Raw genomic sequence first — 18,795 nt, forward strand, 5'->3', positions numbered from 1 at the left:
GTCCCAATGGTTGTCAAGGGTGCCAGACCGAAACGAGACCGTCAAGGAACAAGCGGTCGGCGCCAAGCTCGTGAATGATGTCGCCGCCGGCGTCCGGCAGGCCGAGCGCATTGGCGACGGCTTTGGTCATGCTTCTCGAAAACAGGAGGCCGTGCCCCTCCGTATCCTTCCATTCGACGACCTTGAGCTTGCTGTCGACCCCTTTGGTCGCCAGCCAGTTGATCGCCTCGGGTTCGCCGCCAACGGCATCAACCAAGTGATTGGCGAGCGCCTGGCGGCCGGTGAAGATCGAACCGTCGGCCAGCGCCTGCGCCTGCTCGCGGGTCATCTTGCGCCGTTCGGCGACAATGCCGACGAACCAGTCATAGCTGTCGAGGATGAGCTTGCGCACCATGGCGCGCTCGTCGTCATTGGTCGGCTTGAACGGCGAGGGCGCAGCCTTGAGCGGCGAGGACTTCACTTCCTCGAGCTTGATGCCGAGCTTGTCCATCAGGCCGCTCACGTCGGGATACTGGATCAGCACGCCGATCGATCCGACGATCGAGGTCTTGCGGGCGACGATGTGGTCGGCCGCGCTTGCGATCATATAGCCGGCGGACGCGGCCAGCGTGCCGACCTCGGCCACCACCGGCTTGTCGGCGGCGAGCTTGCGCACTTCCTCATAGATCGACTCGCCGCCAACCGTGGTGCCTCCGGGCGAATCGATCGACAGGATGACGCCCTTCACCGTTGCGGATTTGCGGATCGTCTCCAGTCTTTTGATCAGCTCCTCGTCCTCGGTGATGGTGCCTTCAATCTTGACCTTCGCGATGTGGTCGATCGCCTGACCGGTGAAATCGTCACCATAGATCCATGCCGAAAACGCGATCAGAGCTGCCGCCACAATCACAAACGCGGTCACGCGCCAGAACGTCAGCTTGCGGCGCAAGCGGCGGCGGTCGATCAGGTCGTCGGCTCTCATTGCCATGGTCAGCCTCACATTCGGTGGGAAAGGACGCTTTTAAAGCAACCATCCGCGCGGGGCTACCGTTTCCTGATGCCCTGGCCCTGACAGGTCTTGGCGCAACGCGGCGGTCACGACGACCTCACGAAAAATTAACGCAGCCCGTTCCTATCTGCTATGAAGAGCTGGCAGTGCAGCCGGATTCGTCCTAGTCGTACGGTAGTAGCCGTCACATTTTTGCAGTTTTCCTCCGCTTGTGCTTGCTTGCGGGGACCGGCATACCACCTATAGGCGGTGTTTGGCGGGGCAAGGGCTCATTAGAAAATAGTCATGTTGGCGCGATCTGACGAAACGAGCGATGCCGAAACGGTATCGGCTGCCGCTGGCGAAAGCGGCACGCGCGGCGATGCGTTCGATCGTGCGCAGCGGCATTCGCGCCGCGTGCGCGTGTTGAAATTCGCCGTGCCGCTGCTGGCGGCGGCAATTGCGATCGCCTTTCCGGTCTATTCTTATCTCGCCGCGCCGGTGTCGATCTCGGTACAGGCCGACGGCACGGCCTTTTCGGACGGCAAGCTGGTGATGGCCAATCCCAAGCTCAACGGCTTCACCAAGCAGAAACTGCCTTATTCGCTGACGGCGACCAGGGCGACACAGGATGTCGGCAAGCAGGGTATCATCGACCTCGAAGGCATCAACGCCAAGCTGCCCGTCGCCAGCGACAATGTGGTGGCGGTCAACGCCGCGCATGGCATATACGACCGCGACGCCAACACGATGGACCTCACAAGCGATGTCCTGGTGACGACGAGCGACGGCATGGAAGCCAAGTTCAAATCGGTCTTCCTAGACATGGGCAAAGGCTCTATGAAGACCGACAATCCGGTCGATGTCAGCCGCGGCGGATCGCGCATCACCGCCGACTCGATGTCGGTGGAAGAAAACGGCAAGGTCGTGGTCTTCGAGAACCGGGTGCGCGTCAACATTGACGCGGCAAGTCTGAAGGCGGCAGAGGCAAAGGGCGGAGAGCAGAATGCGTCGCAGTAGTTCGGCAAGGCTTGCAGCGGCGGCCTCTCTCTTCATGTTGCTCGAGGCGGCGCCGGCGCTTGCCCAATCCGGCGGCACCAGCCAGATGTCCGGCCTGAAATTGTCAGGCGACCAGCCGATCCAGATCGAAAGCGACAAGCTCGAGGTCCGTCAAGCCGACAGCGCGGCGATCTTCAGCGGCAACGTCACCGTCAATCAGGGGCCGACGCTGCTCAAGGCCGGCAAGATGACGGTCTATTACGTCAAGGACCCAAACGCTCCCAAGGGAGCGGCGGCGGGCGCATCGGCGATGACCGGGGCAGCCAACATCGACCACCTCGTGGTTGAGAACAAAGTCTATATCAAATCGAACGACCAGATCGCCACCGGCGACAAGGGCACGTTCGACATGAAGACCCAGGTGCTCGTTCTTTCCGGCAGCGAAGTCGTGCTCTCGCAGGGCGACAACGTGCTCAAGGGCTGCAAGCTCACCGTTCAGATGAAAAGCGGCCTTGCCAATGTCGACGGTTGCGGCACCGGCGGTCGGGTCATCATGTCGATCACGCCGCAGAAGCAGGGCGCGCCCCAAAAGGGCACGGCCCAGCAGGGAGCGTCGAGCAACTAATGGCCGGCGTATCGTCGCTGCTGGCCCGCCTCCCGGGGCGGACGGCCGCAAAAGCGTCTGCGCCGGCGACGATCGGCGCCGACAAGGCGAAGTTCAAGGGCACCCTGATCGCCAAGGGCCTGACCAAGAGCTATAAGGGCCGCAAGGTGGTGAGCGGCGTGACGCTCGGCGTGCGGGCCGGCGAGGCCGTCGGACTGCTTGGGCCCAATGGCGCCGGCAAGACCACCTGTTTCTACATGGTCACCGGTCTCGTGCCGGTGGACGAAGGCACGATCGAGATCGACGGCTTCGACGTCACCTCGATGCCGATGTACCGGCGCGCCCGCCTCGGCATCGGCTATCTGCCGCAGGAAGCGTCGATCTTCCGGGGCCTCAACGTCGAGCAGAACATTCGCGCCGTTCTGGAAGTGGTGGAAAAGAGCCGCAAGGAACGTGAGCGCACGCTCGACGAACTGCTCGAGGAATTCCACATCAGCCATCTGCGCAAGGCGCCGTCGATGTCGCTGTCCGGCGGCGAAAGACGCCGCCTCGAGATCGCGCGGGCGCTGGCCACACGGCCGGCCTATATGCTGCTCGACGAGCCCTTCGCCGGTATCGATCCGATCGCGGTCGCCGACATCCAGCAGCTCGTCCGCCATCTGACCGCGCGCGGCATCGGCGTGCTGATCACCGACCACAATGTGCGCGAGACGCTCGGCCTGATCGACCGCGCCTATATCATCCATGCCGGCCAGGTGCTGACGCATGGCCGCGCCGACGAGATCGTCGCCAACGCCGATGTGCGGCGGCTCTATCTCGGCGAGGGTTTTACGCTCTAAACGCGAAAATTCCGGTTCCGCGGCAATTTCTCGCTGAATTTTCCGGCTTTATGCCTGCTCTGCCCGCGAATAACGCTCCGGTAAGCCGTCTCTGCTAGCGTTTGCCTTGACAAGCAAAAGCCGGGCCAGTTTCTATGCCCGACCGAAAAACGGTAGCTCGATGCGTAGACGAGGCGTTTGAATCCAACCATGGCGCTGGCGGCCAAACTGCAGCTCAGACAATCCCAGTCGCTGGTGATGACGCCCCAGCTGATGCAGTCGATCCGGCTGCTGCAGCTCACCCATGTCGAGCTCGACCGCTTCATCGACGAGGAAATCGAGCGCAATCCGCTCTTGGAGCGAGCCGAGCCGCAGGACGATGCGGGCGGCGACCAGCCGCAGAAGAGCGAGACCGCTCCAGAACCCGCCGCCGGGGACGACTGGTTCGAAAGCGAGACGGAATGGAGTGCCGAGGCGATCTCGGAAAAGCTCGACTCTTCGCTGGAGAACCTGTTTCCCGACGATCCCGGCACCAGCGAAAAGCTCGGACCGGATCTCACCGCGCAGTGGAAGTCGGCATCCGCGGGCAGCGCCGGCAGCGCTTCGTCGGAAGGCTTCGACGTCGGCGAGATGGCCGCGACCATCGTGACGCTGCGCGAGCATGTCGGCGAACAGATCGCGCTTGCCTTCGCCAAACCCGCCGAGCGCCTGATTGCCGGCGAGCTTGCCGACAGCCTCGACGAAGCGGGCTATCTGCGCGCCGATCTGGAAGAGATTGCCGCGCGGCTGGGGGCGGACATGGGAGCGGTGGCGCGAGCGCTCGCGGTCTGCCAGACCTTCGAGCCGGCCGGCCTATTTGCCCGCGACCTCGCCGAATGCCTGTCGCTGCAGCTTGCCGCACGCGACCGGCTCGATCCGGCGATGAAGGCCCTGGTGGCTAATCTCGAACTCCTGGCGCGGCGGGATTTCCAGACGCTGAAACGCATCTGCGGCGTCGACGAGGAAGACCTTCTCGACATGCTGGCCGAGATCCGGGCGCTCGATCCGCGTCCCGGCACCGCGTTTTCGGGCGGCGCGAGCGACGCCATCGTTGCCGACGTCGAGGTGCGGGCCGCTGCCGACGGCAGCTGGGCGGTGGAGCTCAACGCCGACACGCTGCCGCGCGTTTTGGTCGATCATGTCTATTTCGCCCGGGTTTCCGGCCATGCCAAGGACCAGGCGGAAAAGGAGTTTCTGGCCGAATGCCTGCAGAACGCCAACTGGCTGACGCGCAGCCTCGACCAGCGGGCGAAGACGATCCTGAAAGTGGCCTCGGAAATCGTGCGCCAGCAGGACGCGTTCCTCGTCCATGGCGTGCGGCATCTCAAGCCGCTCAACCTGCGCACGGTGGCCGACGCGATCGGCATGCATGAATCGACGGTGAGCCGCGTCACTGCCAACAAATACATGCTGACGCCTCGCGGCGTGTTCGAGCTGCGCTATTTCTTCACCGCTTCGATCGCCTCGGCGGAAGGCGGCGAAGCGCATTCGTCGGAAGCCGTGCGTGACCGCATCAAGCAACTGATCGACGAGGAAAAGCCCGCCGACGTGCTTTCCGACGACGCTATCGTCGACATGCTGCGGGAAAGCGGCGTCGACATCGCCCGCCGCACGGTCGCCAAATACCGGGAGGGCATGAACATTCCTTCATCGGTGCAGCGGCGCCGGGAGAAGCGGGCGCTGGCCAACGCCGGGCGATAGGGCAGTTGATATTCATCGGGCCTGACCTAGTTTGGTCCGAGCTGAGGAATGGCGATTTTTCACAGTTTTCGTGTTTCATTGACAAGCTGCAATGAAGTGTCTAGAAGCCCGCCCGCATGAGCCGGGCCGTGATGCCCGCCTCGCGAATGGCTCCGTCAAAGCGAAGGCCTCGGACGGCCAGAAGGCGACTTGTGATCAACCGGAAAGTTCGGGTCTAAAATCGGCGCGCGTGCCGCCGCAAAGCTTGTGCGCGCGCACCACGGGTATAAACTTGGGACAGTTTGAAGCCTGAGCAGGGAAGGTCAGTTTTCAGATGAATCTGCGCATTTCGGGAAAACACATGGACATCGGCGATGCGTTCCGTACGCGCATCAATGATCGTGTCAACGAAGCGATTGAAAAATATTTCGATCGGGGTTTTTCAGGACATGTAACGGTCATCAAAGCGGGATCGCGCTTCTCGGCCGATTGCATGATCCGTCTCGATTCGGGCGCCTCGCTGCAGGCGACCGGGGACGCCCAGGATCCCACGCTTGCCTTCGAGGCGGCCGCCGATCGCCTCGAAACGCGGCTCAGGCGCTACAAGCGCCGGCTGAAGTCGCACAATTCCAGCAACGGCAACGGCGAATCCACCGACATCGCCTACGCCGTGATGGAGCCGCTCGCCGACGACGAAGAGGAAATCCCGGAGAACTTCGCTCCGGCCATCGTCGCCGAATCGACCGTGACGCTTCGCACCATGTCGGTGGCGTCTGCCGTCATCGAACTCGATACCAAGGACAGCCCGGTTTTCGTCTTCCGCAACGCCGGAAACGACCACGTCAATATCGTCTACCGCCGGCCGGATGGAAACATCGGCTGGATCGATCCGTCGACCACCAAAGTCGCGCAGGGATAAGAAAGCCGGCCGCGCGAGGGGGACGACCGGCGCGGTAGGCGAGCAAGGGATTTTTCAGGCATGGATCTCAGCGATCTCATCAGCGTCCCGGCTATCATGCCGGCGTTGAAGGCGAATTCCAAAAAACAGCTTCTGCAATTGCTGTCGGAGAGGGCGGCGGCGATTTCAGGCATTCCGGAGCGGGAAGTGTTCGACACTATCCTGCAGCGTGAGCGGCTGGGCTCCACCGGCGTCGGCAACGGCATCGCCATTCCGCATGGCAAGCTCGCAGGGGTCAAGCGGATCGCCGGCGTGTTTGCCCGGCTGGAGGCGCCGGTCGATTTCGAGGCGCTCGACGACCAGCCGGTCGACTTGGTGTTTCTGCTGCTTGCGCCCGAAGGCGCCGGCGCCGACCATCTTAAGGCGCTGTCGCGTATCGCGCGCGTGCTGCGCGATGGCGATACGGTGGCCAAGATCAGGGGGACGCGCGACGCAGTGGCGATCCACGCTCTGCTGTCGGATACCCAGGCCTCGCACGCGGCCTGAGGTTGGGTGAAGCTGGCCTTTGGATAAACCCGGTTTTTGGGATATAACCTTGAGGGGCCGCCGGGAGCGGCCCTTTCCAATTCAGGCAACGACCTCAAATTCAAATAGTGGTTGGGGTCAGTGGATGGCGACGGTGGTCAGATCATTCTCCAGCGCACCCGCCAGGGCCCGGTCGCGGGCATCGGAAAGCAGGATCGGCTGACCGTTGGCGGCAAACAGCGCCCACAGTTCCAGCCCGGGCGCGATTTCGCCGAGGCCGGGGAAGCGGCCGCGCAAATCGTCGCTCGATATTTTCCTCAGATATGCGACCGAACCTTCGCCGAGATGGGCGAATTCGCCGCTGGTCATGGTCAGGGTTTCGTCAATTCTGGTCATTACAAGCCTCCTTGGCGCAAGGACGCCACTTCCGGCCGTCCCGCATTAGAGCCATCGGCAAAGATCAGTCTTTCACCGATATGTTTATTTTCCGTACCAGCCGCTCGGCCTCCGGACGGTCGAGATCGATCGACAAAAGGCCGTTCTTCAATTCCGCGCCGACCACCCGCATGCCGTCGGCCAGCACGAAGCAGCGCTGGAACTGGCGAGCGGCGATGCCGCGGTGGAGGAACTCACGCTCGGTGTCGTCGGTCTGACGGCCGCGCACGATCAACTGGTTTTCCTCGGTGGTGACATCGAGGTCGTTCTCTGCGAAACCCGCCACGGCAAGTGTGATGCGCAGCCTTTCGGCCTTGCCGTCCGAGGCGCCCAGACGCTCGATGTTATACGGAGGGTAGCTGTCGCCCGACTTCGCCAGACGTTCGAGCGTCTTTTCCATGGCGTCGAAGCCCAGAAGAAGCGGGCTGGAGAAGGGCGTCATTCGACTCATTGTTACACTGTCCTCTTAAGAGCGACACAAACCGGAAAAACCCGGATGGCATTTTTCCCGATGGTCTTGATATGGTCCGCCGCGCGATCAAGTTCAAGCCGTGAAAACCCCGCCCAAAAAGACTCCCCAAAGGAATAGAAATGCCCCAGTCACGAAAGATCATCATCGACACGGATCCCGGCCAGGACGACGCCGTCGCCATATTGCTGGCGCTCGGCAGCGCCGAGCTGGAGGTCGTCGGCATCACCGCCGTTGCCGGCAACGTGCCGCTGAAGCTCACCGAGAAGAATGCGCGCAAGATCTGCGAGCTCGGCGGCCGACCCGACGTCAAGGTCTATGCCGGCGCCATCCGCCCGCTGGCGCGCGAGCTCGTCACGGCGGAGGACGTGCATGGCAAGACCGGCCTCAATGGACCCCAGCTGCCCGAACCGACGATGCCGCTGCAGGGGCAATACGCGGTCGATTTCATTGTCGAGACGCTGATGCGTGAGGAAGCGGGCACGATCACGTTGTGCCCACTCGGGCCGCTCACCAATGTCGCGCTGGCGCTGATCCGCGAGCCGCGGATCGCGCCGCGTATCAAGGAGATCGTGCTGATGGGCGGCGGCTTTTTCGAGGGCGGCAACGTCACGCCTGCCGCCGAATTCAACATCTACGTCGACCCGCAGGCGGCGGATTTGGTGTTCAAGTCGGGCGTTCCGATCGTGATGATGCCGCTCGACGTCACCCACAAGGCACTGACCTCGGCCAAGCGCATCCAGGCCTTCCGCCAGCTCGGCACCAAGGTCGGCACCGCAACCGCCGAGATGCTGGAGTTCTTCGAGCGCTTCGACGAGGAGAAATACGGCACCGACGGCGGGCCGCTGCACGATCCGTGCGTGATCGCCTATCTCATCAAGCCGGAGCTGTTCAAGGGTCGCCGCTGCAATGTCAGCGTGGAGACCAGCTCCGAGCTGACCATGGGCATGACGGTCATCGACTGGTGGGGCGTCACCAAGCGCGAGAAGAACGCCATGGTGATGCGCGACATCGACCACGATGCGTTCTTCGCGCTGCTGGTGGAGCGGCTGGGGCGGCTCAACTGACCGTCAAAGCGGCCAACTGAGCACACGTCGTCATCCGTTGAGCAACCGATAGGTGTCGGCGCCGTGATTGTGGTGCTGTCGCTCGATGGGAAGGACGGAGCCGACAAGATGGGGTCGCCTCACATCGTCGTCGACAGATATCCGTGTGTTGTCGTCATCAAGGCGCAGATCGTAGGTGTAGTATAGATTGTGGCCGATCGTGCCGTACGGATTGATGGGCTTCACCCTGACGTATTCGACCACGCCCATCACGCGTTGAGTGGCGATGACCGGATTGGCCTGAAGCTCAACGATGGCGATGGATTTCATAGCCGCAAATGCGCAGAACAAAGCGACGCCGATCACGGCGTCGCTGTACTCATATTGCCAAATAAGCAAGCGATTCCGGAAGGAAACGTTTGACTTGTTCATCCTGAAGAAGTGTGCTGCCAAGCACAGTTATTCAATAGGCGTCAAAAATAATTGCGACCAGAGTATTCGCTCTCATTTCGCCTTGGAGAATGCCAGCCAGAGCCCGCCGCCGACCAGGAAGCTGCCGCTGATCCGCGACATCAGCTTAACGCGGCTGGCCGAGAGCATGCGCCCGGCGCGGCCGGCGGCAAGCGCGTAGGTCGAATCCGACATGGCGGCGAAGACCATCGCGGTCAGGCCCATGACCACGATCTGCAGCGTGTAATTGCCCTGTGGCGCGATGAACTGCGGGAAGAAGGCGCCGAAGAAGACAAGCGTCTTCGGATTGGAAATCGCCACCAGGAAACCTTGCAGGAAGAAGCCGCCGCGCGGTTTCTTGGCCGATCCATCGGGGTTCAGGGCTCCCTTGGCGCGGAGCATCTGCACGCCCATCCAGATGAGGTAAGCCGCACCGATCAGCCGCACCCATTCGAACCAGTGACCCATGCCGGCGATCAGCGTGTTGAGGCCGATGCCGACGATGGCGATCATGATGGCGAGCCCGGCCTGGGTGCCCGCGACATTGGCCAACCCGGCGCGCGAGCCATGGCGGATACTGTTGGCGATGATCAGCGTGACGGTCGGCCCGGGTACCAGGACGATGACGATGCAGGCGACGACATAGGCGGCGTAGAGTTCCAGCGACATGTTTTCCCTCGAACAGGATCGCGCCGACACGCGCGGAGCGCGATCAATGCACGGAGTTGACGCCGGCGCAAGCGCGCCAGCCGGTTGAGCCCGTCAGGCAGCCCCCGCCGGCCAGGGCAGCGTCGCCTCATAGGCGGCGCCTGCCTGCAGGACCGCCAGGTCGCCGCGCGGCTGGCCGATCAGCTGCATACCCATCGGCCGGCCCTTGCCGTCGAAGCCGACCGGCACATTGAGCGCCGGACAACCGCCGAGCGTGGCAAAGGCGGAGACCTGCATCCAGCGGTGATAGCTGTCCATCGGCCGCCCGGCGATCTCGCGCGGCCAATGCGTCGAGACCTCGAAGGGGAAGACCTGGGCGGTCGGCAGCACGATAAGGTCGAAGCGCTCGAACAGCGACAGCAGCGTGCGGTGCCATGAGGTGCGCCGGACCGAGGCGGCATGGATCTGGGGCGCGGTAAGGCGCATCGCCTGCTCAACTTCCCAAACGGCCTCCGGCTTCAGCAGCCTGCGCTTTTCAGGAGCGTCATAATGCGCCTTCAGTCCGCAGCCGCTGCTCGCCTGGCGCAACGTCACAAAAGCCTGCCACAGCGCCTCGAAATCGACATCCGGCGCCAGCGTTTCGCTGTGGAACGCGGCATCCGCGAAGCGGGCAAGGGCGGCCTCGCACAGGTCGAGCACGCCCGGCTCCATCGGCAGGTGCCCACCGAGATCGCCGAGCCAGGCGACGCGGCCGCCGGGGGCTTTCGTTCGCAAACCCTGGAGGAACGAGCCCTGCTTGTCATGCGACAATGGCGCCCGCGGATGATAGCCGGCCTGCTCATCGAGCAGCAGCGCGATGTCGCGCACATTCCGGCCCATCGGCCCTTCAACGCCCATCTGGGCGTGGAAGACATCGATGTCGGGGCCGGCCGGCACCAGCCCTTGCGAGGGGCGGAAGCCATAGACGTTGTTGTAGGCCGCCGGATTGCGCAGCGAGCCGCCGAAATCGCTGCCGTCGGCGACCGGCACCATGTCGAGCGCCAGCGCCACCGCCCCGCCGCCGCTCGAGCCGCCGGCGGTAAGCGTCGGATCGAAAGCATTGAGCGTCGGACCGAAGACCGGATTGTAGGTGTTGGAGCCCAGCCCGAATTCCGGAACATTGGTCTTGCCGATGATGATGGCGCCGGCCTTGCGCAGGCGCTCGACGAAGAAATCGTCTTCTTGCGGGACGAAATCGGCGAAGATCGGCGAGCCGAAGGTTGTTCTTAAGCCCTTGGTCAGGGCGAGGTCCTTGATGGCGATCGGCAGGCCGAACAGCGATCCGGCCGCGCCGCCCCGTGCCAAATGGGCGGCCGCCCTGTCGGCTTCCGCCAGGATATCGGCGCGCTCGCGCAGCGACACGATGGCGTTGACCAGCGGGTTCACAGCATCGATGCGGTCGAGAAAGGCGCTGACGACCTCTCGCGCCGACAGACGGCGCTGCCTGATCGCGTCGGTAAGCTCTACGGCGGACAAGCGACAGATGTCGCCGGCCGGCGGCACGGCGTGTTTCGTCGACGGGCGCATCGCCGTCACCGCGCGGCCAAAGCCGCGTCGACATCCTTCGCCAACGGAATCGCCGGCTGCGCACCCGGCTTCAAGCAAGCGAGCGAGCCTGCCGCCGCGGCGCGCGTGAGCGCCTGTTCGAGCGGGAGGCCGGACGACAGGCCGGCGCCCAAATAGCCGCAAAAAGTGTCGCCTGCGCCGACCGTGTCGACCGGAGTTATCTTCAGTGCCGGGACGGTGAGGAAATGGTCGGGAGTGGCGGCCAGCACGCCGTCGCCGCCGAGCGTCACGACGATGGCGCGGCCTGTCTTTTCGGCATAGTCGCGCATCCGCGCCTCCCGGTCGCGGCCGGTGAGCACCAGCGCCTCGCCATAGAAGTCGAACTCGGTCTCGTTCGCGACGGCGTAGTCGGCCTTGCCGAGAAAGCCGGCCGCCTCGGGGCGGAAAGGCGCGGTGTTGAGCACGCTGACGGCACCCGCCGCGCGGGTTGCATCGAGCGCCGCTTCGACCGTGGGCAGCGGGATCTCGTGCTGCAAAAGCACGACATCGCCCTTCTTCAGATACGCCTTGGCGATGTCGCCGGGCAGTACAGAATCGTTAGCGCCCGGCACGACGGCGATCACATTCTCGCCGTCGGCGCCGACCAGGATGAGCGCTGTGCCCGTGGAGGCGAAGCTCTCGCCGACGCCGGAAAGATCGACACCGCCGGCCTTCAGCAGCGCCAGCGCTTCGGCGGCAAAACTGTCCTTGCCGACGGCGCCGACCATGCGCACCTCAGCGCCTGCGCGGGCGGCCGCCAGCGCCTGGTTGGCGCCTTTGCCGCCGGGAGCGGTGGCAAAGCCGGAGCCGCGGACCGTCTCGCCGGGTTCAGGCAAACGGTCGACATTGGCGATCAGGTCGAGGTTGATCGAGCCGACGATGATGATCAAGAAAGCTCTCCTGCACGAGCGGGCGAGCCTTCGATCGAAGGCCGATGCCGCAAGTCTTTGCATTTACGCATTTGCTTGCGCGGGAGGCTAGCCGCAAAGACCGTCTATTGCCAGATCAAGCCGGTTGTGCGCCGCACCGGCCCACAGCATCATTCGCAGCGCACCGTCACCGTGCCCTGGTAGTTGCCGGCCGGGAAGATGCCCGGCGATTTCGTGGCCGTGAGATCGACCTGGATGGTGTGAGTGCCGTTGGTCACCCGCTGCGGCGAACTGCCCGGGATGTCCGCGCCTGAGCCATCGAGGCCGAAGACGGTGGCGAAGGTGACGTCGGTGTCGCCGCCGCTCGGCGCGGACGTGAAGGCAATCGGCGCCGGCGCCGAGACGGAATAGCAGTCGAGCAGGTTGAGGATCGTGCATAGCGTCGCATTCGCGGTGATGGTGGCGCCGGCGCTCGACCCGCCCGCCTGCCTGGAGCCCAAGATATTGATGGCGGGGTTCGATTTCATCGTTCCCGAGGCGCCGATCATGATGGTGCAAGTGCCGATGATCGCCGCCGGAGCCGGGAGCGAGAAGCTTGCAAGCGCAGCCACCGCGGCGATCAGCGCGCGGCTATTTCTTTTTCTTTTTCTTGTCATTGCCGGTTGTGCCTCTGATGCTCCAGCCTTCGTTAGCCCATCCAGTCGATGCGGCGGCGGAGGCGGTCGCGGGATTGGGAGCAGCCACGCTTCCCGTCTGGCCGTCGGCGCCGAGACCCATCTTGAGCAGCTTCAATTCAAGCTGCAGGCGCTCGACCTCGAGTTCGTAGAGGCGGCTGCAATCGACGCGCTTCGGCGTCCGGCCGATCGGGACCACCACGCGGCCGTAAGTGGCGAGGTCGCTGTTCGACTGGCTGTTGCTGTTGCCGCGGATGACGCCGACGTCCAGATAGGCGCCGCTGCCGGAAACGGCCGAGCGGCAGGTCGTGCCGTCGGAAGCATGAACCTCGTCCTGGCCCTGGGGGAGGGTGACGCCGGGCAAGGTGAAGCCCGTCTGGTTCTGGTTCAGGTTCAGTATATCCTCAGCATACCCCTGACTTGCGACCGCCAAGGCGGGCAGCAGGGCAAGCGTCAGAACCTGCGATGCCCGAAGAACTTTCCGCATATCTGTGCCCTTATCTGCGTCTGCTCGCTTGGAAAGGGGATACTCTCGGTACAGATACGCACTTTACGCTCGTTCGCGCCGTCGAACGGGACGACCACAAGAACTGGGCGCGACGCCTGGCCGGCCAGAACGAAGGCGCTCGGCGTGATCCTGGCGTCGACCGGCCGAAAATCCTGGTCATAGACATGAATCTCGACGCGTATGCGCTGGTCGTAGGGGTTGCCGGGGAAGACCCGGACCGCGAAAGCATCGGTGAAGGACCTGACCTCGCCCCGCATCGGCGTCATCGACTGGCCCGCCGCGGCAATGGGAGACAGCACGGCGATCAGCCCGGCCGCCAGGATTCCAATCGTTCTCAAGGAGCGCTCCTTTCGCGAGAGGGCTATTCGCAGCGCAGGGTCACGGTTGCCTGGTAGTTGCCGGCGGAGAAGCGGTCCGTGCCGCTCTTGGTGCCGGCAAGATTGACCGCGACCGTCGATGTGCCCGGTACGGTGAGCGCCGTCGCTGTGCCGGTTTCGGCAATGGTCTGCGCGCCGGAGGTGGCAAAGGTCGGGGTCCATGTCGTGGCCGTGGTGTCCGAGGCCGGGACGGTGGTGGTGGTGACCGGATCGACGCTGAGCGTGACGCCGCCGGTGGTATCGACCTGGGCGCTGCCGGCCGAACCGCCGGCATTGTGAGAGCTCAGCGACTGAAGATTGCTGCTGACGGTCATCGCTCCGTTAGAGTTGATCGTGACCGTGCAGGTAGCGGTGATAGTGCCGTTGAAGAGGACGTTTCCGGTGGCTGCCGATGCAGTCTGGCCGGTGCAGACGGCCAGCAGGCTCGCGGCCATTGCGACGCGAAAGAACTTCATAGGACCCCTCTTTCGAGCCGGAAAATGCGGCTCAATACAGAGGTATCATCCGCTTATCGTGGTTAATTTAGCGTTAAACAAGATAACGACTGCAAACAATTCAAACTACAACCGGCGAAACCTGGGGGTTGTCTCCGGTTGCATTTCCCGATATTTCGGATGTATTGTTTCGATTATACTTACCTATATTCAGATCCACGGTTTTTCGCAATGGCGCGCGGAAAAAACGAAGTTTCAGGACGCGATTTGTCCCGCCTCCCAGCCGAGGATGGCGCGCTTGCGCGTCAGTCCCCAGTGGTAGCCGGTGAGGGCGCCGGACTTGCCGAGCGCACGATGGCAAGGAACCACGAAGGACATCGGATTGGCGCCCACCGCCGCACCGACGGCCCGGCTGGCGCTCGGCGCGCCGATGCTTGCCGCAATCGAGGAATAGGTGCAGGCCCTGCCCATCGGAATGCGCAGCAGCGCCTCCCAGACGCGCAGCTGAAAATCGGTACCGATCATCACCACGCGCAGCGGCTGGTCCGCACGCCATTTGGTCGGATCGAAGACGCGCGCGGCATAGGGCTGGGTGGCCGACATGTCCTCGACGTAAGCTGCGTTCGGCCAGCGGCCGGACATGTCTGCGAAGGCGGCCCGCTCGCCGCCGGCGTCGCAGAAGGCCAGGCCGGCCAGCCCGCGATCGGTGACCATGATCAACGCGATGCCGAAGGGCGAGATATGATAGCCGTAGCGGATGGTCAGGCCGGCGCCGCGGGTCTTGTAGTCGCCGGGCGACATCGCTTCGTGCGTGACGAAGAGGTCGTGCAGCCGGCCAGGGCCCGACATGCCGAGCTCGAACGAGGTTTCGAGCAGCGGCATGCCGGAATCAAGCAGCCTGCGCGCATGGTCGAGCGTCACCGCCTGCAGAAAGGCCTTGGGCGACAGGCCGGCCCAGCGCGTGAACAGTTTCTGCAGGCCCGTCGGCGTCTCGCCGACCGCCTCGGCCAGGACCTCCAGCGAGGGCTGGTCGCGATAGTCGAGGCTGATCCTCTCGATGGCGCGGCGCACGATTTCGTAGTCGCTGCCCACGGGCGTGATGTCGTTCTGCAGGATCGCTGACGGTTCCATCCGGGTATTCATGGTCATCTGGGCGTTCATGGCAATATCTCCCATGGCTATCTGCTCGGCCGCGAATATCGGTCTTCCCGCGCATTGCCACCACCCGAAACTTGCCTTCCTCCGGCCCCTACCCAGATCGAGCAGGCTTCGAGCCGAAGGGCGATGACGGCCGGCGAAAAGATAGATTTTACCGGGGTAAGGCAGACCTTGCTGATGACGCTCTACGGCAAGGGCGCCGAGCGCCGTGCTAGTTCAACGCGCCCTGGCGGTCGCCAGTGCGCGCGAAAAGGCAGCAGCAAAGCTTTCGCGGGAATCGGGATCCAGGAAAGACCCGATCGAAACGCTTTCGCCTTGCGCCTCGACGGCCATTTTGATGATGCCGATCTCGGCATGGCGGGCGATCGAAAAGCGGGTCCAGAACGGGTTGAAGCGATGATCCTCGAAGCGGCCCGACGGCGCCGTTTTGCGGATGTCAAGCCTGGTGCGCGAGACCGATATTTCCTCACGGGCGCGGGCCGCCCGGTAGTTGGCGCGAAAGGCGATGTAGACGGCGACCACGTCCAGCCCCAAGAAGCCGAAGACCGGCCATGCGCCATGAGCCAGGAAGATCGCGCCGGTGACCGCCCAGCCGAACACCAGGGCGCCCATCAGTATCAGAAAGCCGGTCCGACCGAGGGAGCGATGCGGCGTCAGCAGGGCTTGGAAGAATGGCTTGTCGGCTTCGAACGAGGCGTTTGTGTCGCTCATACGGAAATATTATAGGAAGGGAATGGCGCCGCCCAAGTCCAAAAAATCCTTCCCCGTCAAAAAGCCGTCGGCCTCAGCCTCAGGCGGCAGTGCAAAAGCAAAGACGCCCTCCCGGAAGGGCGGGCTGCGCTCGCTTTACACGCCCGCCGAGGTGCATGAGATTTTTCGGCGTTTTTCCGTGCAGCGGCCCGAGCCGAAGGGTGAGCTCGACTATGTCAATCCCTTCACCCTTCTGATCGCGGTGGTGCTGTCGGCGCAGGCGACCGATGCCGGCGTCAACAAGGCAACGAAGCCGCTGTTTTCGCTCGCCGATACACCGCACAAGATGCTGGCGCTCGGTGAGGCCAAAGTCGGCGACTACATCCGCACCATAGGCCTGTGGCGCAACAAGGCCAAGAACGTGGTCGCGCTCTCGAAGGCACTGATCGACGACTATGCCGGCAAGGTGCCCGAAGATCGGGACGAGCTGGTCAAGCTGCCGGGCGTGGGACGCAAGACCGCCAATGTCGTGCTCAACGTCGCCTTCGGCCAGCACACGATGGCGGTCGACACGCATATCTTTCGCATCGGCAATCGTATTGGATTGGCGCCCGGCAAAACGCCGGAACAGGTTGAGCAGGGGCTGATAAAAGTCATCCCCGCCGAATACATGCGGCACGCCCATCACTGGCTGATCCTGCATGGCCGCTATGTCTGCAAGGCGCGCAAGCCCGACTGCCCGGTCTGTGTCATCGCCGATATCTGCAAGTCCAAGGAAAAGACCACCGACCTGCCGGCGCCGCTGATCGAGCTCGCGCCGCTCGACGAAACTGAGGACCGAGCGATTGGTGTCAGCTAGCCGGATAGTGCCAGCCGACGGCGCCTGCGGCCAAAACGCCGATTTGAAAAATCGCAACGGGCTTCAACGACTTAATTTTCCTCCACAAACACCTCTTCGCGCTTCTTCTTGACCGCGGGCAGGAAGACGATGACGAGCACGGCGAGCGCGATGAAGAGCAAGCTGGCGCTGATCGGTCTCGTCACGAAGGTGCTCGGGTCGCCGCGCGACAGAATCATGGCGCGACGCAAGTTTTCCTCAAGCAACGGGCCGAGCACGAAGCCGAGCAGCAGTGGCGCGGGTTCGCAGCGCAGCTTGGTCAGGAGGTAGCCGAGCAAGCCAAAGAAGGCGACGGCGTAGAGGTCGTAAACATTGGTGTTGACGCTGTAGACGCCGATCGAGCAGAACGCCATGATGATCGGAAACAGCACGTAATATGGGATCGTAAGGAGCTTCACCCAAAGCCCTATCAGCGGCAGGTTGAGGACGATCAGCATCAGGTTGCCGATCCACATTGAGGCGATGATGCCCCAAAACAGCTCCGGCTGTTCGGTCGCGACATTAGGGCCGGGCACGATGCCCTGGATGATCATCGCGCCGATCATCAGCGCCATTACCGGATTGGCCGGAATGCCAAGCGTCAGCATGGGGATGAAGGAGGTCTGCGCGCCGGCATTGTTGGCCGATTCCGGCCCGGCGACCCCTTCGATGGCGCCCTTGCCGAACTCCCCCGGGTTTTTCGATACGCGCTTTTCGACCGTGTAGGAGGCAAAGGCTGCAAGGATCGCGCCGCCTCCCGGCAAGATGCCGAGCGCCGAACCAATAATCGTTCCGCGCACGATGGGCGCGGCCATGCGCCGAAAATCCTCGCGGGTCGGCATGAGGCCGGAGACTCTTCGGATCAGCACGGAGCGCTCATGCTCGTTCTCGAGGTTGCGCAGGATCTCGGCGACGCCGAAGACGCCGACCGCTACCGCGACGAAATTCAGCCCGTCGGCATATTGGGTGATGCCGAGCGTGAAGCGCGGCGTGCCGGTATAGATGTCGGTTCCGACAATGCCGAGCAGCAGGCCGAGCACAACCATGGCCAGCGCCTTGACTATCGAGCCGTGGGCGAGCGCGACGGACGAGACGAGGCCGACGACCATCAGCGAAAAATACTCGGCCGCGCCGAATTCCAGCGCCATCGCCGTCAGCGGCGGAGCAAAGATGGCGACCAGGAAGGTCGACACCGTGCCGGCAAAGAACGAGCCTATCGCCGCGATCGCGAGTGCCGCCCCGGCGCGGCCGTTCTTGGCCATATGGTAGCCGTCGATTGCGGTGACGGCTGACGAGGATTCGCCGGGCATATTGATGAGAATGGCGGTGGTGGAGCCGCCATATTGCGCGCCGTAATAGATGCCGGCGAGCATGATGAGAGAGGAAACCGGGTCGCCTATCTGGAACGTAATCGGCAAGAGCATGGCGATGGTTGCGGTGGCGCCGATGCCGGGCAGGACGCCGATCAGCGTGCCGAGAAGGACGCCGATCAGACAGAAACCGAGATTTGTCAGCGATGTCGCCGTCGAAAAGCCGAGCACCAAGTTGGCGAGGAGCTCCATGGTCATCTCCTCACAGTGGCAGCCACGGGCCAAAGCGTCGGAACGGCAGGCCGAGTGCGTAGCTGAAGACGAGTGAGGCAAACAGCGTCAGGCCGGCCGACAACACGAGCGCGGTCAGCGGTTTCATGCGGCGGCTGGCAAAGGATGCGATCAGCGCCGTCAGGAAGATCGACGGGATGAAGCCGAGGCCGCGCACCGTCAGGCCGAAGAAGATCGGAGCGGGGAGGATGAGCAGCATGCCGCGCCACGCAATGTGGCCGATCGCCTCGCTCTCGAAGCGCACTGCCTGGACGAGAATGATAACGCCAAGCAGGAGCAGCACGATCGCCAGGACCAGCGGGAAATAGCCCGGTCCCATGCGGAAGGCGGTGCCGATTTCGAGGCCGAGCGACTGCAGCGCGAAAAATGCGCCGAAGGCGATGAACAGCGCGGCGCATATGCCGTTGGTCGTGTCGATTGCGAAAGGCTTCATCACGTTCCTCTC

The 18,795-nt window shown here is 63.4% G+C and carries 23 protein-coding genes; 8 read left to right on the top strand and 15 right to left on the bottom strand.

All coding sequences use genetic code 11. The features are described from left to right. Positions 1-13 precede the first annotated feature (13 nt). Positions 14-967 carry a signal peptide peptidase SppA gene (gene sppA / locus CK221_RS18375; protein WP_067318883.1) on the bottom strand — a complete coding sequence of 318 codons (954 nt, stop codon included), beginning with the start codon at positions 965-967 and terminating at the stop codon, positions 14-16. Between the two features lie 306 nt (positions 968-1,273). On the opposite strand from sppA, the gene lptC reads away from it, so the two are divergent. The 6 genes from lptC to ptsN all read left to right on the top strand — a co-directional run bounded on the left by lptC (position 1,274) and on the right by ptsN (position 6,551). Beyond that, on the top strand, positions 1,274-1,987 hold the full coding sequence (gene lptC / locus CK221_RS18380) for an LPS export ABC transporter periplasmic protein LptC (RefSeq protein WP_067004053.1): 714 nt from the start codon (positions 1,274-1,276) through the stop codon (positions 1,985-1,987). Further along, positions 1,974-2,591: an LptA/OstA family protein gene (locus CK221_RS18385; RefSeq protein WP_095778732.1), complete on the top strand. Its 618-nt coding sequence runs from the start codon at positions 1,974-1,976 to the stop codon at positions 2,589-2,591. Before lptC ends, CK221_RS18385 begins: the two co-directional genes overlap by 14 nt. Continuing rightward, positions 2,591-3,409 (top strand): LPS export ABC transporter ATP-binding protein, encoded by an 819-nt coding sequence (gene lptB, locus CK221_RS18390; protein ID WP_095778733.1) that lies wholly within the window; start codon positions 2,591-2,593, stop codon positions 3,407-3,409. Before CK221_RS18385 ends, lptB begins: the two co-directional genes overlap by 1 nt. Before the next feature lie 189 nt (positions 3,410-3,598). Then, complete coding sequence (gene rpoN / locus CK221_RS18395; protein ID WP_095778734.1) at positions 3,599-5,128, top strand: RNA polymerase factor sigma-54; 1,530 nt, start codon at positions 3,599-3,601, stop codon at positions 5,126-5,128. 313 nt (positions 5,129-5,441) lie between these two features. Then, entirely contained in the window at positions 5,442-6,026 is a 585-nt protein-coding gene (raiA, locus tag CK221_RS18400; protein WP_067004045.1) for a ribosome-associated translation inhibitor RaiA, read from the top strand. Between the two features lie 60 nt (positions 6,027-6,086). Then, positions 6,087-6,551, top strand: coding sequence for a PTS IIA-like nitrogen regulatory protein PtsN (gene ptsN / locus CK221_RS18405; protein WP_067004043.1), 465 nt, complete (start codon positions 6,087-6,089; stop codon positions 6,549-6,551). 117 nt (positions 6,552-6,668) lie between these two features. Here ptsN and CK221_RS18410 read toward each other — a convergent pair whose 3' ends face one another. Continuing rightward, positions 6,669-6,926 (bottom strand): DUF1150 family protein, encoded by a 258-nt coding sequence (locus CK221_RS18410; protein ID WP_067318876.1) that lies wholly within the window; start codon positions 6,924-6,926, stop codon positions 6,669-6,671. 64 nt (positions 6,927-6,990) lie between these two features. Then, positions 6,991-7,416: an Hsp20 family protein gene (locus tag CK221_RS18415; RefSeq protein ID WP_067004038.1), complete on the bottom strand. Its 426-nt coding sequence runs from the start codon at positions 7,414-7,416 to the stop codon at positions 6,991-6,993. A gap of 140 nt (positions 7,417-7,556) precedes the next feature. Here CK221_RS18415 and CK221_RS18420 point away from each other — a divergent pair, with 140 nt between their 5' ends. Further along, the gene (locus CK221_RS18420; protein WP_095778735.1) at positions 7,557-8,501 is read left to right on the top strand and encodes a nucleoside hydrolase; all 945 of its coding nucleotides are present in this window, start codon (positions 7,557-7,559) and stop codon (positions 8,499-8,501) included. A 30-nt stretch (positions 8,502-8,531) separates the two neighbouring features. On the opposite strand, the gene CK221_RS18425 is transcribed toward CK221_RS18420, so the two are convergent. The 10 genes from CK221_RS18425 to CK221_RS18470 all read right to left on the bottom strand — a co-directional run bounded on the left by CK221_RS18425 (position 8,532) and on the right by CK221_RS18470 (position 15,893). Next, positions 8,532-8,933 (bottom strand): hypothetical protein, encoded by a 402-nt coding sequence (locus tag CK221_RS18425; protein ID WP_179294417.1) that lies wholly within the window; start codon positions 8,931-8,933, stop codon positions 8,532-8,534. Positions 8,934-8,984: 51 nt separating this feature from the next. Next, positions 8,985-9,599, bottom strand: coding sequence for a LysE family translocator (locus CK221_RS18430; RefSeq protein ID WP_095778737.1), 615 nt, complete (start codon positions 9,597-9,599; stop codon positions 8,985-8,987). A 93-nt stretch (positions 9,600-9,692) separates the two neighbouring features. Beyond that, positions 9,693-11,144: an amidase gene (locus CK221_RS18435; RefSeq protein ID WP_095778738.1), complete on the bottom strand. Its 1,452-nt coding sequence runs from the start codon at positions 11,142-11,144 to the stop codon at positions 9,693-9,695. A gap of 5 nt (positions 11,145-11,149) precedes the next feature. Continuing rightward, positions 11,150-12,052 carry a ribokinase gene (locus CK221_RS18440; protein WP_095778739.1) on the bottom strand — a complete coding sequence of 301 codons (903 nt, stop codon included), beginning with the start codon at positions 12,050-12,052 and terminating at the stop codon, positions 11,150-11,152. Positions 12,053-12,201: 149 nt separating this feature from the next. Beyond that, a complete protein-coding gene (locus tag CK221_RS18445) occupies positions 12,202-12,687 on the bottom strand; it encodes a hypothetical protein (RefSeq protein ID WP_095778740.1) in 486 nt (161 codons plus the stop codon). Further along, positions 12,662-13,192: a hypothetical protein gene (locus CK221_RS18450; protein ID WP_067004024.1), complete on the bottom strand. Its 531-nt coding sequence runs from the start codon at positions 13,190-13,192 to the stop codon at positions 12,662-12,664. Before CK221_RS18450 ends, CK221_RS18445 begins: the two co-directional genes overlap by 26 nt. After that, entirely contained in the window at positions 13,159-13,551 is a 393-nt protein-coding gene (locus CK221_RS18455; protein ID WP_095778741.1) for a hypothetical protein, read from the bottom strand. Before CK221_RS18455 ends, CK221_RS18450 begins: the two co-directional genes overlap by 34 nt. A gap of 23 nt (positions 13,552-13,574) precedes the next feature. After that, positions 13,575-14,045: a hypothetical protein gene (locus tag CK221_RS18460; protein WP_067004020.1), complete on the bottom strand. Its 471-nt coding sequence runs from the start codon at positions 14,043-14,045 to the stop codon at positions 13,575-13,577. A 234-nt stretch (positions 14,046-14,279) separates the two neighbouring features. Next, positions 14,280-15,185 (bottom strand): bifunctional helix-turn-helix domain-containing protein/methylated-DNA--[protein]-cysteine S-methyltransferase, encoded by a 906-nt coding sequence (locus CK221_RS18465; RefSeq protein ID WP_179295164.1) that lies wholly within the window; start codon positions 15,183-15,185, stop codon positions 14,280-14,282. Positions 15,186-15,398: 213 nt separating this feature from the next. Continuing rightward, positions 15,399-15,893: a DUF2244 domain-containing protein gene (locus CK221_RS18470; RefSeq protein ID WP_095778742.1), complete on the bottom strand. Its 495-nt coding sequence runs from the start codon at positions 15,891-15,893 to the stop codon at positions 15,399-15,401. 22 nt (positions 15,894-15,915) lie between these two features. On the opposite strand from CK221_RS18470, the gene nth reads away from it, so the two are divergent. Beyond that, positions 15,916-16,731 (top strand): endonuclease III, encoded by an 816-nt coding sequence (nth, locus tag CK221_RS18475; RefSeq protein WP_095778743.1) that lies wholly within the window; start codon positions 15,916-15,918, stop codon positions 16,729-16,731. A 71-nt stretch (positions 16,732-16,802) separates the two neighbouring features. Here the strand turns inward: nth and CK221_RS18480 are convergent, their stop codons facing one another. Together CK221_RS18480 and CK221_RS18485 are read right to left on the bottom strand one after the other, a co-directional pair. After that, on the bottom strand, positions 16,803-18,311 hold the full coding sequence (locus CK221_RS18480; protein WP_095778834.1) for a tripartite tricarboxylate transporter permease: 1,509 nt from the start codon (positions 18,309-18,311) through the stop codon (positions 16,803-16,805). Between the two features lie 10 nt (positions 18,312-18,321). Continuing rightward, entirely contained in the window at positions 18,322-18,783 is a 462-nt protein-coding gene (locus CK221_RS18485) for a tripartite tricarboxylate transporter TctB family protein (RefSeq protein WP_095778835.1), read from the bottom strand. Positions 18,784-18,795 lie beyond the last annotated feature (12 nt).

This window comes from Mesorhizobium sp. WSM3868, assembly GCF_002294785.1.
In the GTDB taxonomy this organism is placed as follows: Bacteria; Pseudomonadota; Alphaproteobacteria; order Rhizobiales; family Rhizobiaceae; genus Mesorhizobium.